Raw genomic sequence first — 15,126 nt, forward strand, 5'->3', positions numbered from 1 at the left:
CGGATGGGTGGAATGCCGTCAGGCGGTGACGGGTTGTTGGATGGGTTGGCCGAGCGATCGCAGCACGTCGCGCACCAGCTGCACGCGGTCTTTCACCTCGGGCAGGGCACGTTCGATGCGCAGCTTCTCGTTGCCCGCGAGCTTGATGTGGCGGTTCTTCTGGATCAGTTCGATGATGCGCATCGAATCGAACGGCGGGTTGGGGCGGAAGGTGATCTGGATCACCCCGGGCGCTGCGTCCACCTTCACCACGCCATAGGGTGCGCTGAGCACGCGCAGGCGGTGCACGTCGACCAGCGTCTGCGCCTGGGGTGGCAGCTTGCCGAAGCGGTCCACGATTTCTTCCAGCAGACCGTCCACCTGGTCGGTGGTTTGCGCGGTGGCGAGCTTCTTGTAGAACGACAGGCGCAAGTGCACATCGCCACAGTAGTCGCTGGGCAGCAGGGCCGGTGCGTGCAGGTTGATGTCGGTCGTGACCGAGAGCGGCGAGAGCAGGTCGGGCTCACGGCCGGCCTTGAGCGATCGCACGGCTTCGCTCAGCATCTCGTTGTAGAGCTGAAAGCCCACCTCCAGCATGTTGCCGCTCTGGTTCTCGCCCAGCACCTCGCCGGCGCCGCGGATCTCCAGGTCGTGCATGGCCAGGTAGAAGCCGCTGCCGAGTTCCTCCATCTGCTGGATGGCGTCCAGCCGTTGCGCGGCCTGTTTGGTCAGGCCCTCGATGTCGGGGACCATGAGGTAGGCGTAGGCCTGGTGGTGGCTGCGGCCCACGCGCCCGCGCAACTGGTGCAGCTGCGCCAGGCCGAACTTGTCGGCGCGCGCCATCACGATGGTGTTGGCGGTGGGCACATCGATGCCGGTCTCGATGATGGTGGAGCACAGCAGCACGTTGAAGCGCTGCGCCACGAAGTCGCGCATCACGCGTTCGAGCTCGCGCTCGGGCATCTGGCCATGGGCAATCGCAATGCGCGCCTCGGGCAACAGCTCTTCGAGTTTTTGCCGGCGGTTCTCGATCGTGTCGACCTCGTTGTGCAGGAAGTACACCTGCCCGCCGCGCTTGAGCTCGCGCAGCACGGCTTCACGAATCACGCCGTTGCCTTCGTTGCGCACAAAGGTCTTGATGGCCAGGCGGCGCTGTGGCGCGGTGGCGATCACGCTCAGGTCGCGCAGGCCTTCGAGCGCCATCCCCAGCGTGCGCGGGATCGGTGTGGCGGTGAGCGTGAGCACATCGACCTCGGCGCGCAGTGCCTTCATCTGCTCCTTGTGGCGCACGCCGAAGCGGTGTTCCTCGTCGATGATGAGCAGGCCCAGGTCCTTGAACTTCACGCTTTCACTGAGCAGCTTGTGCGTGCCGACCACGATGTCCACCGAGCCGTCGGCCAGGCCCTTGGCGGCCGCGGTGATTTCTTTGGCAGAGCGAAAGCGGCTCATCTCGGCGATCTTCACCGGCCACTTGGCGAAGCGGTCCACCAGCGTCTGGTAGTGCTGCTCGGCCAGCAGGGTGGTGGGCGCCAGCAGGGCCACCTGGCGTCCGCCGGTCACGGCGACGAAGGCCGCGCGCAAGGCGACTTCGGTCTTGCCGAAGCCCACGTCGCCACAGACCAGCCGGTCCATCGGGCGCGGGCTGATCATGTCTTGAATGACAGCGTGGATGGCGGCGCGCTGGTCGGCGGTTTCCTCGAAGCCGAAGTCGTTGGCGAACACCTCGTAGTCCTGCGCCGAGTAGCGGAAGGCGTGGCCCTGGCGCGCGGCGCGGCGGGCATAGATGTTGAGCAGTTCGGCTGCGGCGTCGCGCACCTGCTCGGCCGCCTTGCGCTTGGCCTTTTCCCACTGGCCGCTGCCCAGGCGGTGCAACGGCGCTTCGTCGGCGCCCACGCCGGTGTAGCGGCCGATCAGCTGCAGCTGGCTCACCGGCACGTAGAGCACCGCCTTGTCGGCGTATTCCAGGTGCAGGAATTCCATCAGCGCTGGCGTGCCGTCGGCGTTCTTCTCGCCCATGTCCAGGTTGATCAGGCCGCGGTAGCGCCCGATGCCGTGGGCGATGTGCACCACCGGGTCACCCAGGTTGAGCTCCGAGAGGTCCTTGATCAGCGCGTCGACATCGCTGACTTGTTCCTGCTTCTTGCGCCGGCGCGTGGTGGGGCTCGCGGCGAACAGCTCGGTCTCGGTGACGAAGTCGATGCCGTCTTCGAGCCACGAAAAGCCGGTGGACAGCGCAGCCGTGGCAATGCCGAGCTTCTCGCTGCTGGTCTGGAACTCCAGCAAGGAGTCGAAGGCCGGCGGATTGACGCCGCTGGCGCGCAGGAAATCGAGCAGACTCTCGCGCCGGCCGTCGCTCTCGGCCAGCAGCAGCACACGCTGCGCGGTGTTGCGGATGTGGCCTTGCAGGCGCGAGAGCGGGTCTTCGGCACCGCGCACCACGGAGAGGTCGCCCAGTTTTTGCGCGAAGGCGCTGTGCTCCAGCTCGGCCTGCACCGGGCGCACCGAGAGCTGCGCGTGTTCGTTGGCCCGCGCATAGAACTGCTCCACGCCCAGGAACAGCGACTCGGGCGGCAACACCGGACGCTCCGGGTCGCCGTGCACAAGGCGGTAGCGGTCTTTCGTGTCTTGCCAGAAGCGCTGGAAGGCCGGCTCCAGGTCACCGTGCAGCACCACGGTGGCGTCTGCACCGAGGTAGTCGAACACGGTGGCGGTGTCGTCGAAGAACAGCGGCAGGTAGTACTCGATGCCGGCGGTGGCCACGCCGTTGCCCATGTCCTTGTAGATGCGGCTCTTGGTCGGATCGCCGTCGAGCAGTTCGCGCCAGCGGCTGCGGAATTTCGCGCGCGCGCCGTCGTCCATGGGAAATTCGCGCCCGGGCAGCAGCCGCACTTCGGGCACCGGGTACAGGCTGCGCTGGCTGTCGGGGTCGAAGGTGCGGATGCTGTCGATCTCGTCGTCGAACAGGTCCACGCGGTAGGGCACGGGGCTGCCCATGGGGAAGAGGTCGATCAGGCCGCCGCGCACCGCGTACTCGCCCGGGCTCACCACCTGCGTCACATGCTGGTAGCCCGCCAGCGTGAGCTGGCCCTTCAGACGCGCCTCGTCCAGCTTTTGCTTGACCTTGAACTGGAAGGTGTAGCCCGCCAGAAACGCCGGCGGCGCCACGCGGTACAGCGCGGTGGTGGCGGGCACCAGCACCACGTCGGCGCCGGTCTCCTTGTCGCGCTGCGAGATGCGCCAGAGGGTGGCCAGCCGTTCGCTGATCAGGTCCTGGTGTGGCGAGAAAGTGTCGTAGGGCAGGGTCTCCCAGTCGGGGAACAGGGCGCATCGCAGCTCGGGCGCGAAGAACGACATCTCGTCGATGAGCCGCTGCGCGTCGTTGGCGTCCGACGTGATGATCGCCGTGAGCCGACCCGCGGCCTTGTCGCGCGCGGCCAGCTTCGCCAGCAACAGCGCGTCGGCCGAGCCGCCGGGGTGGGGCAGGGTGAAGCGTTTGCCGGGGGTGAGTTTGGGGAGGTCCATGACGCGCGGTGTTTCCATGACGAACACCCCCGGCCCAGGAGAGCAGGGGGTGTGTGAGCCGTGATTTTAGAATGCAGCCACCCATGCCCGATGCCGCTCCCGAATTGACCCCCCACACTTCTACCGAGGCCGGCATCCGTTGCCATGCCTTGCTGCCGTGCGCCGGCACCGGCTCGCGGGCCGGTACCGAGGTTCCCAAGCAGTACCAGCCCATCCTCGGTTTGCCAATGGTGTTGCACACCCTGGTGGCCTTGCGCGCCGTGCCCCGCCTGGATCGGCTCGTGGTGGTGGTGGCCCCGGGCGATGATTTCTGGACTCTGGGTTACCCCGGTGTGTCCGCGCTGCGCTGCGGCGGCAGCACGCGCGCGCAGAGCGTGTTCAACGGTTTGCAGGCCTTGCTGGACCAGGGCACGGATCCTGCCGACTGGGTGCTGGTGCACGATGCGGCGCGCTGCCTGATCACCGCGACCATGGTCAACGCACTGATCGACGCGTGCCGGCACGACCCGGTGGGTGGCCTGCTCGCGGTTCCACTGCCCGACACGCTCAAGGCCGAGGCCAATGGGCGCGTGACGACCACGGTGGACCGCGCGGGCAAGTGGCTCGCGCAAACGCCGCAGATGTTTCGCCTGGGGGCGCTGCACGCCGCGCTGGCCGCCACTGCCTCGCAGGGCTTTTCGGGTGTGACCGACGAAGCCAGCGCCATGGAGATGGCTGGCCACCGTCCACTGCTGGTGCCGGGCAGCGTCCGCAATTTCAAGATCACCTACCCCGATGACTTCGCGCTGGCCGAAGCCATCTTCAGGAGCCGCGCATGAACACCCCGATCCCGGTCCCGACGTGGCGCATCGGCGAGGGCTGGGACGTGCATGCGCTCGTGCCCGGCCGCAAACTCGTCATCGGTGGCGTGCATATCCCGCACAGTCAGGGTCTGCTGGGCCATTCCGATGCCGACGTGCTGCTGCACGCCATCACCGACGCCTTGCTGGGGGCCGCGGCACTCGGCGACATCGGTCGTCACTTTCCCGACACGGACGATCGTTTCAAGGGCTCGGATTCGAGCGTGCTGCTGAACGAGGCCGCGCGCCGCGTGCGTGAGGCGGGCTTCGAGATCGGCAACGTCGACAGCACCGTGACCGCGCAGGCGCCCAAGCTGGCGCCGCACATCCCGGCCATGGTGGAGGGCATCGCCCGCGCGCTGGGCGTGACGGTGGGTCAGGTCAACGTGAAGGCCAAGACCGCCGAGAAGATCGGCCCGGTGGGGCAGGGCCTCTCCATCGAAGCGCGGGCCGTGGCCATGCTCTTCGTGCGGACCTGATACGGACTCGCAATCAAAGCGATAACGGCGTTGCTTCGCCTTGCCGTGCGACAGCACTGTCTGCGGCTTCGCGCCTTGTTCTCACTTTGACTGCAAATCCGTATAAGCCCAGGGCGGGATCAGGCGGGAGCGCGCTGCAGCTTCAAGTGGGCCGAGAGGCCGCCCGTGCTGCTGTTGGCCAGCGCAAAGCGCCCACCCATGCGGGCGATGGCGCGGTCGACAATGGCCAGACCCAGGCCGGTGCCGGTGGCCGAGGTCCGCGAGACATCGCCCCGGAAGAACGGCTGGGTCAGTTGCTCCAGGATTTCCGGGTCCACGCCTTGTCCATGGTCGCGCAGCTTGATCAGCACCCAATCGTCCTTGGGCTTGGCGGCAATGTCCACGCGCGCCACGCCCGTGCGGGGGTCACGGCCGTAGCGGCAGGCGTTCTCCAGCAGATTGGCGAACACGCGCTGCAGCTCCACCGCATCCCCCATCACGATGGTGTCGGGCGGGATGCTGGTGGTGAACACGTTGCGTTCGTCATCGCCCAGCGCAAACACCGCCGCATCGACCACCTGGTTCAGGCTCACCCGGTCGGGCTTGATGTGATCGGGGCGGGCGTAGTCGAGGAACTTGTCGATGATCGAATTGACCTGCTCGATGTCGGCCGCCATGTGCTCCCGGGCGATGGGGTCGGCCACGCTCATCTCGGTTTCCAGCCTCAGCCGTGACAGCGGTGTGCGCAGGTCGTGCGAGATGCCGGCGAGCATGAGCGCGCGGTCCTGCTCGATCTTGGACAGGCGCTGCGCCATGCGGTTGAAACCGATGTTGACCTCGCGGATTTCGCTGGTGGCCACGGTTTCGTTGAGCTGGCTGGCGTTGAAGTCTCCCTCGCGCACGCGGCTGGCCGCGAACGACAACTTCTTCAGCGGCCGGTTGATCAAACGGGCGATGAGTGCCGCACCGGTGAGGGAGAGCAGGGCAGCCGTGCCCAGCCAGATCAACCAGGTGGTGCCCGCCACCGGGCCGATGCGCGAAGGATCGGTGAGCAGCCAGTAGGGGTCGCCGTCGATGTTGAAGCCAATCCAGAGACCCGGTGTGCCGTTGACTTCACGCGCCACCAGGGTGCCGGGCCCAAGGCGCCCGCTCAGGCGCTCGGCCACGTTGCGGCTGAGCACATCGGTGTCGTAGAGGCGGAAGGTGTCGTTGGGCTCGCGCGGCGCGATGCGCAGGCCTTCTTCGTCGGCCAGGGTCTTGATCAGCGAGACCCGTGCGATCGAATCCGAGTGCACCAGGGCCGCACGGCTCAGATTGACCAGCGAGGCCAGCTGGTTGGCGCTCTGCAGTGCCCGGGGTTCGTATTCGAGCGCGCGAAAGGTCTGCAGCCAGGCCACGATGCAACCCACCAGCAGCAAGGCCAGAAAGAAGAATGTGCGCCAGAACAGACTGAAGCCGCGGTTGGGCCTCAGTTCCAGCGGAGCAGGTGCGGTCTCCAGTGCAGTGGGATGGGTCTCAAAAGGAACCCGCGACTCTTCCGACATCAGGCGTTGCCGTCCGGCACGAACACATAGCCCACGCCCCACACCGTCTGCAGGTAGCGCGGCGAAGCAGCGTCTTCCTCAATGAGCTTGCGCAGGCGGGAGACCTGCACGTCCAGGCTGCGATCAAACGGCTCGAACTCGCGTCCGCGGGCCAGTTGCGCCAGCTTCTCGCGAGACAGTGGCTGGCGCGGGTGGCGCACCAGCGCCTTGAGCATGGCGAACTCGCCGGTGGTCAGGGGCAGGTCGGAGCCTTCCTTGCGCAGCGTGCGCAGGCTCAGATCGAACTCGAAGGGGCCGAAGTTCACGACTTCCTGGTCTTGCGAGGGCGCGCCGGGCACTTCGGTGGGGGGGCGGCGGCGCAACACGGCGTGGATGCGGGCCAGCAGTTCACGCGGATTGAACGGTTTGCCCAGGTAGTCGTCGGCGCCGACTTCGAGGCCGACGATGCGATCGACGTCTTCGCTCTTGGCGGTGAGCATGATGATCGGCGTGCGGTCGCCGTTGGCGCGCAGGCGGCGGCAGATGGACAGGCCGTCTTCGCCCGGCATCATGAGATCGAGCACGATCAGATCCACCGAATCGCGCTGCAGAACCCGGTTGAGCGACTTGCCGTCTTCGGCCAGCATGACCTCAAATCCCTCCTGCATGAGATAGCGGCGCAGCAGGTCGCGGATGCGGACGTCGTCGTCGACCACGAGGATCTTGTTGGGGCGTGTGTTGTTTTGTGGCATGTAGGCAACTTCCTGAATATGTAACAAACGCGATTGTGGCAGCGCCAAGTGCTTGTCAGCACTGGATTTTTATTTTCCTGACATGCTGTTACAGATGTTGCCCGGACGCTCGAACCGTTCACGGCGCGCACATCACACAATGACCGGATTGACGATACTTGAGCGGAACATGAAAACGTATTTGCCCTTGGGCTTGATCATGTTGACACTGGGTACGGCGCATGGCGCGCCCGGCGATCAGCGCGTGCATCCGATGCCCACCAACGCATCGGTGATGGTCATGCCCATTTCGGTGGATGAAGGGGAATCCCGCAACGTTCTTCGTCTGCGCGATGTGCTTCGGCAACCCTTTGACGACATGGAAGACAACGCCAAGCCTTACCGCTTGTCCGTTGAAGAGCGCCTGCGACTGCGCGAGCAGCTTCGCGGCCAGTCGCCGCATGAGAACCGATTCAAACCATGACCTTGTCAGCCCAACGTTCCGTTCAACTTCCCCGTTTCCGCACCCTCGTTCTCTCATCTCTCATTGCCATCGGCTCCCTGGCGCACGCCCAGGGCGTGCAGCCCCCACCTCTCAACGTCGTCAACCTTTCGGCCAGCGGCTTCCTCGAAGCACCGCAAGACTGGCTGAGCATGAGCCTGAGCACCACGCGCGAAGGACCGGATGCGGTCACCGTGCAGAACCAGCTCAAGGCGGCACTCGAGTCCGCTCTGGCGGTTGCCCGCGCCAGCGCCCAGCCCCAGCAGCTTGAAGTGCGAACCGGTCAGTTCAGTCTGTACCCGCGCTACACCGACAAGGGCAAGATCAGTGGCTGGCAGGGCAGCACCGAACTGGTGCTTGAAGGACGCGACTTCGCCCGCATCAGCACCACCGCCGGCAAGATCCAGACGCTCACCATGAGCAACATGGGCTTCTCACTCTCGCGTGAAGCGCGACTGAAACTGGAATCCGACGTGCAGGCGATGGCCATCGAGCGTTTCAAGTCGAAGGCGGGCGAGGTGGCCAAGGGTTTCGGCTTCGCTGGCTACAGCTTGCGTGAAGTGGCGGTGAGTTCGGCCGATCAGGAAGGTCGCCCGTTCCAGCCACGCGCCATGGCCATGGAAGCGAAGGCCGCGATGTCGGACGCAGCCGTACCTGTTGAGCCAGGCAAATCCACCGTCAATGTGACGGTGTCCGGTTCGGTTCAACTGAAGTGAAGAACTGTCGCACCTGAGGCAACTCAACCCAGTGGTGCCGATGAACCGGCTTTGCCGGGCCTCAGGCACTGCCCCCTTGAGGGGGTCGCGCGAAGCGCGGCGGGGGTGCACGTTTACTGAGCAGTCCAGCCGCCGTCCATGTTCCATGCCACGCCGCGCACGTTGTTGCCAGCGGGTGAACAGAAAAACACGGCCAGCTCGCCCAGTTCTTCCGGCGTGGTGAACTGCATTGAGGGCTCTTTTTCGCCCAGCAACTGTTTCTTGGCGTCTTCGTTGGAGATGCCCAGCGCGGCGGCTCTGGCGTCCACCTGTTTCTGCACAAGGGGTGTGAGCACCCAGCCCGGGCAGATCGCGTTGCAGGTCACGCCAGACGAGGCGTTCTCCAGCGCTGTGACCTTGGTGAGGCCGACGATGCCGTGTTTGGCCGCCACGTAGGCCGACTTCTCCGCCGAGCCGACCAGCCCATGCACCGAAGCCACGTTGATGATGCGGCCCCAGTTGGCTTTCTGCATCGCAGGCAGGGCCAGCCGGCTGGCGTGGAAGGCGCTGGTGAGGTTGATGGCGATGATCGCGTCCCAGCGCTCGACCGGGAAGTCTTCAATGCGTGCCACGTGCTGGATGCCGGCGTTGTTCACCAGGATGTCGACCTGCCCGAAGGTCTCGGCGGCAAAGGCCATCATGGCTTCGATCTCGGCGGCCTTGCTCATGTCCGCGCCGTGGTAGGCCACCTTCGCGCCCAGCGCTGCGATCTCGGCCTTGGGGCCTTCGGCATCGCCGAACCCGTTGAGCACGATGTTGGCACCCTGGCGCGCCAAGGCCTTGGCGATGCCCAGGCCGATGCCGCTGGTGGAGCCGGTGACGAGGGCGGTTTTGTTGGCAAGCATGTGAAATCCCCACTTCCATTACGATTGATTGAACGGTGCCCGGTTCATTATCACGGACACATCTCACCTCCCCATCTCCCTGCGCCATGCAAGCACCCCAACTCCAACATCTCACCGTCGGCGGCGCAGCCGCAGCGACGGGTACACCCCGCCGTCTGGCTTACTGGGAGTGGTCTTGCCAGGTCGCCGATCACAGCAGTGTCGTGGTTTGCGTGCACGGCCTGTCGCGCCAGGGCCTGGACTTCGACACCCTGGCCCAGACATTGCGCCAGCGCTCCAGGGTGATCGCGGTGGACGTGGCGGGTCGTGGTCACAGCGACCGGCTGGCCGATCCCATGGGGTACCAGATTCCCACCTACGCGGCCGACGCGGCGGCGCTGATCACGCGCCTGCGCGCCGACGCGCCCGATCTCCAGATCGACTGGGTGGGCACCAGCATGGGCGGCCTCATCGGCATGGCGATGGCAGCCCAGCCGCAGATGGCGCTGCGCCGGCTGGTGCTCAACGATGTGGGACCGGCGATCCAATGGGAGGCGCTGCTGCGCATCGGGGCATACCTCGGCCTCAACCCGTCGTTCGACAGCGAACAGGCCGCAGTGGCTTACCTGGCCTCCATCTCGGCCGGCTTCGGTCCCCACACGCCCGCGCAGTGGCAGGCGCTTTCGCGTCCGCTGCTGCGCGAGCGAGAGGGACGCTGGTGGTTGCACTACGACCCCGCGATTGCGGTGCCGTTCAAGGCCATGACGGCCACGACCGATGAGGCGCGCGCGCAGCAGATCGTGCAGGCGGGCGAGGCCGCCCTCTGGGGGTTGTACGACGCGATCCAGGCGCCCACGTTGCTGCTTCGTGGCGCGCAGTCCGACCTGCTCACGCCCGAGACGGCGGCGCAGATGACGCAGCGCGGGCCCAAGGCCATGCTGGTCACCTTCGATGGTGTGGGTCACGCGCCCACGCTGGTGGCCGATGACCAGGTGGCCGTGGTGCGGGATTTCCTGTGGTCGAGCTGATGGGGCCACCGGCATGAAGCGCACTCCATCCCCGGGACACGCCGAAACGGTCGAAGCACCTGCGGTCGTGCCGTCGGCGATCGTGGCGGCCACCGCCGAAAGCCTGCCGCACCAGGCGCAGGCCTTGCAGCGCGCGCGGGCCTTTGCTGAACCCCTGCTGTCCCACGAGGAGCTCGACACCGGCGAGAACATCCTCGCCCACGCCGATGCTGTGGCCAGTGTGCTGTCCGATATTGGTGGCTCCGAGGCCATGCAGGCCGCGGCCTACCTGGTCTATGCCTGTCAGTACCTGAACCGCCCTCAGGAAGTGATCACCAAGGCCTTCGGCGAAAACTTTGCTGCGCTGGCCCTGGAGACCACCAAGCTGGTGCAACTGCAGCGCCAGGCGCGCATCAAGACCGCCGAGGTGCAGGCCAAGAAGGAAGAAGAACGTCTGGCAGCGCTGGACCCCACGGTGGCTGCCCCGAACAAGGGGCCGGTGTCGGAACTGGCGGCCAGCCAGACCGAAAACGTGCGCAAGATGCTGCTGGCGTTCTCGCGCGACTTGCGCGTGGTCATGCTGCGACTGGCTTCCCGCCTGCAGACGTTGCGCTACTTCGCTGCCAGCAAGGGCGATCCGGGGCAGGCGCTCGCCAGCGAGTCGCTGCATGTGTTCGCGCCCCTGGCCAACCGGTTGGGCATCTGGCAGATCAAGTGGGAAATGGAAGACCTGGCGTTCCGTTTCCTGGAGCCGCAGACCTACAAGGAAGTGGCCCGGCTGCTCGATGAAAAGCGCGCAGAGCGCGAAGCTCATGTGGAGCAGGTGCGCCGACAACTCGAAGACGATCTGCAACAACAAGGCGTGTCGACCTCCGTTCAGGGCCGACCCAAGCACATCTACAGCATCGTCAAGAAGATGCGCGGCAAGTCGCTGGACTTCGATCAGGTGTTCGACATCCGCGCGCTGCGCGTGATCGTGCCGCAGGTGGGCGACTGCTATGCCGTGCTGGCGCACGTGCACGCCCAGTTCGTGCCGGTGGCCGACGAGTTCGACGACTACATCGCCAAGCCCAAACCCAACGGCTACCAGTCGCTGCACACCGTCGTGCGCGACGCTCAGGGCAGGGCGTTCGAGATCCAGATCCGCACGCAGGCGATGCACGACCACGCCGAGCATGGCGTGGCCGCGCACTGGGCCTACAAGGAAGCCGGGTCCAAGGGATATGCGGGTGTGTCGGCCAGTTCCGACTACGACGCCAAGATCGCCGTGCTGCGTCAACTGCTGGCCTGGGAGCGGGACCTCAGTGGGACGGCCCAGGGTCTGTTCGATGACCGCATCTATGTGCTCACGCCGGACGCGGCCATCGTCGAACTGCCCCAGGGCGCCACCGCGGTCGACTTCGCCTACACGGTGCACACCAGCCTCGGTCATCGCTGCCGCGGCGCACGGGTGGACGGGGCCATGGTCACGCTCAACACGCCGCTGCAGAACGGCCAGACTGTGGAGATCACGGCCGCCAAGGAGGGTGGGCCTTCGCGTGACTGGCTCAATGGTGAGTTGGGCTATCTGGTCAGTCACCGTGCCAAGAGCAAGGTGCGGGCCTGGTTCAACGCGCAGGCCATGGAAGAGACCGTGGCGCGCGGGCGCGAAGCGGTGGAAAAACTGCTGCAGCGTGAAGGCAAGACTGCGCTGAAGCTGGACGATCTCGCCATCGCAATGGGCCTGGCGTCGGCGCAGGAACTGTTTGAACAGGTGGGCAAGGACGAGTTGTCGCTGCGCGCCATCGAACAGCATTTGCGTCCGCCCGAAGTGTCCGCACCGGACGAAATGCCCGTGTGGCTCAAGAAGCCGCGCAAGAATTCCGGCGCATCAGCCGGTGGCGTGCTGGTCGTGGGCGTGGACTCGCTCATGACGCAGCTGGCCAAATGCTGCAAGCCTGCGCCGCCCGACGAGATCGGCGGGTTCGTCACCCGCGGCAAGGGCGTGAGCATCCACCGTGTCGACTGCACCGATTTCGCGCACCTGCAGCGCAAGAGCCCGGACCGCGTGATCGAGGTGCAGTGGAGCGGCCAGACCGGTGCCGGTCGGGACGGACAGGCAGCGGTGTACCCGGTGGATGTGGGGATCGAGGCGCAGGATCGGCAGGGCTTGCTGCGCGACATCTCGGACGTGTTTGCCCGGGAGAAGATGAACGTCATCGGCGTGCAGACCCAGTCGGTGCGAGGCGTGGCCTGGATGACTTTCACCATCGAAGTGGCCGATGCGCGGCAGGTCGCCAGGGCCATGGCGGTGGTGGGCGATGTGCCCGGCGTGCGCGTGGTTCGCCGGCGCTGAAAGCGCTCTTGAAGTGCTGCTATACTTCGCAGCTTCGAATCGTTTGTAGGCGCGTAGCTCAGCTGGTTAGAGCACCACCTTGACATGGTGGGGGTCGTTGGTTCGAGTCCAATCGCGCCTACCAAATTATTCCGGATGCAAAGCATCCAGCAACCAAGCCCGACCCCGAGTCGGGCTTTTTTGTGGCCTGCTCGGATTGTTCTCCTGAAAAGCGCGGAGATCGTTAGCATGCACAGGGAAAACCCATGCTGCGGGTGCGTTCAAGCGTTTCTAGAATGACCCGTGAACTCCCGGCCGTATCCGGTGGTTCGTTCACTTCTTTCCAGAAAGATCCATCAGTGCAAAAAAACAAGGCCGAGAGTGGCAGCCAGCCTGCTGTGCGCGTCATCAAGAAGTACCCGAACCGGCGTCTTTACGACACCGATACTTCGTCGTACATCACGCTGGCCGAGGTCAAGACGCTTGTGATGGACAACGAGCCCTTCGTGGTTCGCGATGCCAAGACCAACGACGACCTCACGCGCAGCATCCTGCTGCAGATCATTCTGGAAGAGGAAACCGCTGGTGTGCCCATCTTCACCGAGCAGGTGCTGGCCAACATCATTCGCTTCTACGGACACGCCATGCAGGACTTCATGGGCGCCTACCTGGAGAAGAACGTGCAGATCTTCATGGACCTGCAGCACAAGATGGCCGAGCAGTCCAGCGGTGTGACTCCCGAAGCCTGGAAGCAGTTCATGAACGTGCAGTCGCCCATGATGCAGGGCATGATGGGCACCTACCTGGAGCAGTCGCGCAGCGCGTTCACCCAGATGCAGGAACAGATGCAGAAGAACAGCGAGCAGATGCTGGCCGCCCTGGGGCTCAAACGCTGAGGCATCGCCCCATTTCGCCGCCGGGCTGATCCGGCTTGGAGCGGCCCGTTGCCGGATCATCCACTCCTCTGCGGCGTTGCAGCAGGTCTGAGACAATCGGGGCATGTCTGAAACGCTTGTCCCGGTCGCCAACGCGGCCCCCAAAGTCGGTTTTGTCAGCCTGGGTTGCCCCAAGGCGCTCACCGACTCCGAACTCATCCTCACGCAACTCAGCGCCGAGGGCTACCAAACTTCCAAGACCTTCGCTGGTGCCGATCTGGTGATCGTCAACACCTGCGGCTTCATCGACGACGCCGTGCGCGAAAGCCTGGACACCATTGGCGAAGCCCTGGCCGAAAACGGCAAGGTCATCGTGACCGGTTGCCTGGGCGCGCGCGAAGGCGAGGGCGGGGGCAACCTGGTGCGCCAGATGCACCCCAGTGTGCTCGCCGTGACCGGCCCGCACGCCACGCACGAGGTGATGACCGCGGTGCACCAACATCTGCCCAAGCCGCACGACCCGTTTGTGGATCTCGTGCCGCCGCAGGGCATCAAGCTCACGCCGCGCCACTACGCCTACCTGAAGATCAGTGAGGGCTGTAACCACCGCTGCACCTTCTGCATCATCCCCTCCATGCGCGGTGATCTGGTGAGTCGCCCGATCGGCGACGTGCTGACGGAGGCGCGCAAGTTGTTCGAGGCGGGCGTCAAGGAACTGCTGGTGGTCAGCCAGGACACCTCGGCGTATGGCGTGGATGTGAAGTACCGCACCGGCTTCTGGGATGGCAAACCGGTAAAGACGCGCATGTTCGACCTGGTGCGCTCACTGGGTGAGTTGGCCAAAGGTTATGGTGCCTGGGTTCGCCTGCACTACGTGTACCCATATCCCCACGTGGACGAGATCATCCCGCTCATGGCCGAAGGTTTGTGCTTGCCGTACCTCGACGTGCCGCTGCAGCACAGCCACCCCGATGTGTTGCGTCGCATGAAACGGCCGGCCAGTGGCGAAAGGAACCTCGAGCGCATCTCGCGCTGGCGCGAGCTCTGCCCGGAGATCATTGTGCGCAGTACCTTCATCGCTGGTTTTCCCGGCGAGACGGAGGCCGAGTTCGATCACTTGCTGGACTTCCTGCGCGAAGCGCGCATCGATCGTGCGGGCTGCTTTGCCTACTCGCCCGTTCCAGGCGCCACGGCCAACGCATTGCCTGATGCTGTGCCCGATGCCTTGCGTGAAGAGCGCCGGGCGCGCTTCATGGCGGTGGCCGAAGCCGTGTCGGCCGACAAGCTGCAGCAACGCGTTGGCGCGACCATGCAGGTGCTGGTGGATTCGGCGCCCGGCATGGGCAAGAAGGGCGGCATTGGCCGCAGCTATGCGGATGCGCCCGAGATCGACGGATTGGTCCGTTTGCTGCCGCCCGAGAAGATCAGCAAGACTTTGAAGGTGGGTGAATTCACCAAGGCGCGGATCGTCGCAGCGCAGGGACACGACCTGTTGGCGGTCCCGATTTGATGGCGGCGGCCCGCCTCTTGGTGACCCCAGGCAGCGCGGCAACTGTCCAGCAATGCATGCTCCGAATTTCGGAGCATGTGATCAGCGCGTCAGCAAGCGGTTGTGTGCTTGTTTGCGTTGAGACAAAAGAAAAGGGCTTGCAAACATCACGTTTGCAAGCCCTTATGATTGGTGCCCAGGAGAGGACTCGAACCTCCACGCCTCTCAGCGCTAGTACCTGAAACTAGTGCGTCTACCAATTCCGCCACCTGGGCATTTCAGGAAAAACGAAATTATAGCAGAGAAAA

General features: G+C 65.0%; 12 protein-coding genes and 2 tRNA genes. 9 read left to right on the forward strand and 5 right to left on the reverse strand.

Annotated features, from left to right (window positions below):
* Positions 1 to 18 precede the first annotated feature (18 nt).
* Positions 19 to 3,501, reverse strand: coding sequence for a transcription-repair coupling factor (gene mfd, locus V6M63_RS01200; RefSeq protein ID WP_332738656.1), 3,483 nt, complete (start codon positions 3,499 to 3,501; stop codon positions 19 to 21).
* Between the two features lie 83 nt (positions 3,502 to 3,584).
* On the opposite strand from mfd, the gene ispD reads away from it, so the two are divergent.
* Together ispD and ispF are read left to right on the forward strand one after the other, a co-directional pair.
* Complete coding sequence (gene ispD, locus V6M63_RS01205; protein WP_332738658.1) at positions 3,585 to 4,319, forward strand: 2-C-methyl-D-erythritol 4-phosphate cytidylyltransferase; 735 nt, start codon at positions 3,585 to 3,587, stop codon at positions 4,317 to 4,319.
* The gene (gene ispF / locus V6M63_RS01210; RefSeq protein ID WP_332738660.1) at positions 4,316 to 4,819 is read left to right on the forward strand and encodes a 2-C-methyl-D-erythritol 2,4-cyclodiphosphate synthase; all 504 of its coding nucleotides are present in this window, start codon (positions 4,316 to 4,318) and stop codon (positions 4,817 to 4,819) included. The genes ispD and ispF overlap by 4 nt, the downstream gene beginning before the upstream one ends.
* Positions 4,820 to 4,938: 119 nt before the next feature.
* On the opposite strand, the gene V6M63_RS01215 is transcribed toward ispF, so the two are convergent.
* On the reverse strand, positions 4,939 to 6,342 hold the full coding sequence (locus V6M63_RS01215; protein WP_332738662.1) for an ATP-binding protein: 1,404 nt from the start codon (positions 6,340 to 6,342) through the stop codon (positions 4,939 to 4,941).
* Positions 6,342 to 7,073, reverse strand: coding sequence for an osmolarity response regulator transcription factor OmpR (gene ompR / locus V6M63_RS01220; protein ID WP_332738664.1), 732 nt, complete (start codon positions 7,071 to 7,073; stop codon positions 6,342 to 6,344). The genes V6M63_RS01215 and ompR overlap by 1 nt, the downstream gene beginning before the upstream one ends.
* A gap of 52 nt (positions 7,074 to 7,125) precedes the next feature.
* On the opposite strand from ompR, the gene V6M63_RS01225 reads away from it, so the two are divergent.
* Together V6M63_RS01225 and V6M63_RS01230 are read left to right on the forward strand one after the other, a co-directional pair.
* Positions 7,126 to 7,536, forward strand: a complete 411-nt coding sequence (locus V6M63_RS01225) for a hypothetical protein (protein ID WP_332738666.1) — start codon at positions 7,126 to 7,128, stop codon at positions 7,534 to 7,536.
* On the forward strand, positions 7,533 to 8,270 hold the full coding sequence (locus V6M63_RS01230) for an SIMPL domain-containing protein (protein WP_332738668.1): 738 nt from the start codon (positions 7,533 to 7,535) through the stop codon (positions 8,268 to 8,270). The genes V6M63_RS01225 and V6M63_RS01230 overlap by 4 nt, the downstream gene beginning before the upstream one ends.
* A gap of 113 nt (positions 8,271 to 8,383) precedes the next feature.
* On the opposite strand, the gene V6M63_RS01235 is transcribed toward V6M63_RS01230, so the two are convergent.
* A complete protein-coding gene (locus tag V6M63_RS01235; RefSeq protein WP_332738670.1) occupies positions 8,384 to 9,154 on the reverse strand; it encodes a 3-hydroxybutyrate dehydrogenase in 771 nt (256 codons plus the stop codon).
* 86 nt (positions 9,155 to 9,240) lie between these two features.
* Here V6M63_RS01235 and V6M63_RS01240 point away from each other — a divergent pair, with 86 nt between their 5' ends.
* The 5 genes from V6M63_RS01240 (at position 9,241) to rimO (ending at position 14,839) form a co-directional block, all read left to right on the forward strand.
* Positions 9,241 to 10,161: an alpha/beta fold hydrolase gene (locus V6M63_RS01240; RefSeq protein ID WP_332738672.1), complete on the forward strand. Its 921-nt coding sequence runs from the start codon at positions 9,241 to 9,243 to the stop codon at positions 10,159 to 10,161.
* 13 nt (positions 10,162 to 10,174) lie between these two features.
* Positions 10,175 to 12,475: a RelA/SpoT family protein gene (locus V6M63_RS01245; protein WP_332738674.1), complete on the forward strand. Its 2,301-nt coding sequence runs from the start codon at positions 10,175 to 10,177 to the stop codon at positions 12,473 to 12,475.
* A 47-nt stretch (positions 12,476 to 12,522) separates the two neighbouring features.
* Positions 12,523 to 12,599 (forward strand) — tRNA-Val (locus tag V6M63_RS01250).
* 214 nt (positions 12,600 to 12,813) lie between these two features.
* Entirely contained in the window at positions 12,814 to 13,350 is a 537-nt protein-coding gene (gene phaR / locus V6M63_RS01255; protein WP_332738676.1) for a polyhydroxyalkanoate synthesis repressor PhaR, read from the forward strand.
* Positions 13,351 to 13,453: 103 nt separating this feature from the next.
* On the forward strand, positions 13,454 to 14,839 hold the full coding sequence (gene rimO / locus V6M63_RS01260) for a 30S ribosomal protein S12 methylthiotransferase RimO (protein ID WP_332738678.1): 1,386 nt from the start codon (positions 13,454 to 13,456) through the stop codon (positions 14,837 to 14,839).
* 169 nt (positions 14,840 to 15,008) lie between these two features.
* On the opposite strand, the gene V6M63_RS01265 is transcribed toward rimO, so the two are convergent.
* Positions 15,009 to 15,093 (reverse strand) — tRNA-Leu (locus V6M63_RS01265).
* Between the last annotated feature and the right edge of the window lie 33 nt (positions 15,094 to 15,126).

Source organism: Hydrogenophaga sp. (assembly GCF_036675665.1).
Lineage (GTDB): Bacteria > Pseudomonadota > Gammaproteobacteria > Burkholderiales > Burkholderiaceae_C > Hydrogenophaga.

Bases quoted from the DNA above. Each gene is read 5' to 3' on its own strand.
- V6M63_RS01215 (WP_332738662.1), bottom strand. From the start codon at position 6,342: ATGTCGGAAGAGTCGCGGGTTCCTTTTGAGACCCATCCCACTGCACTG.
- ompR (WP_332738664.1), bottom strand. From the start codon at position 7,073: ATGCCACAAAACAACACACGCCCCAACAAGATCCTCGTGGTCGACGAC.
- V6M63_RS01230 (WP_332738668.1), top strand. From the start codon at position 7,533: ATGACCTTGTCAGCCCAACGTTCCGTTCAACTTCCCCGTTTCCGCACC.
- mfd (WP_332738656.1), bottom strand. From the start codon at position 3,501: ATGGACCTCCCCAAACTCACCCCCGGCAAACGCTTCACCCTGCCCCAC.
- V6M63_RS01240 (WP_332738672.1), top strand. From the start codon at position 9,241: ATGCAAGCACCCCAACTCCAACATCTCACCGTCGGCGGCGCAGCCGCA.
- rimO (WP_332738678.1), top strand. From the start codon at position 13,454: ATGTCTGAAACGCTTGTCCCGGTCGCCAACGCGGCCCCCAAAGTCGGT.
- ispF (WP_332738660.1), top strand. From the start codon at position 4,316: ATGAACACCCCGATCCCGGTCCCGACGTGGCGCATCGGCGAGGGCTGG.
- ispD (WP_332738658.1), top strand. From the start codon at position 3,585: ATGCCCGATGCCGCTCCCGAATTGACCCCCCACACTTCTACCGAGGCC.
- V6M63_RS01235 (WP_332738670.1), bottom strand. From the start codon at position 9,154: ATGCTTGCCAACAAAACCGCCCTCGTCACCGGCTCCACCAGCGGCATC.
- V6M63_RS01245 (WP_332738674.1), top strand. From the start codon at position 10,175: ATGAAGCGCACTCCATCCCCGGGACACGCCGAAACGGTCGAAGCACCT.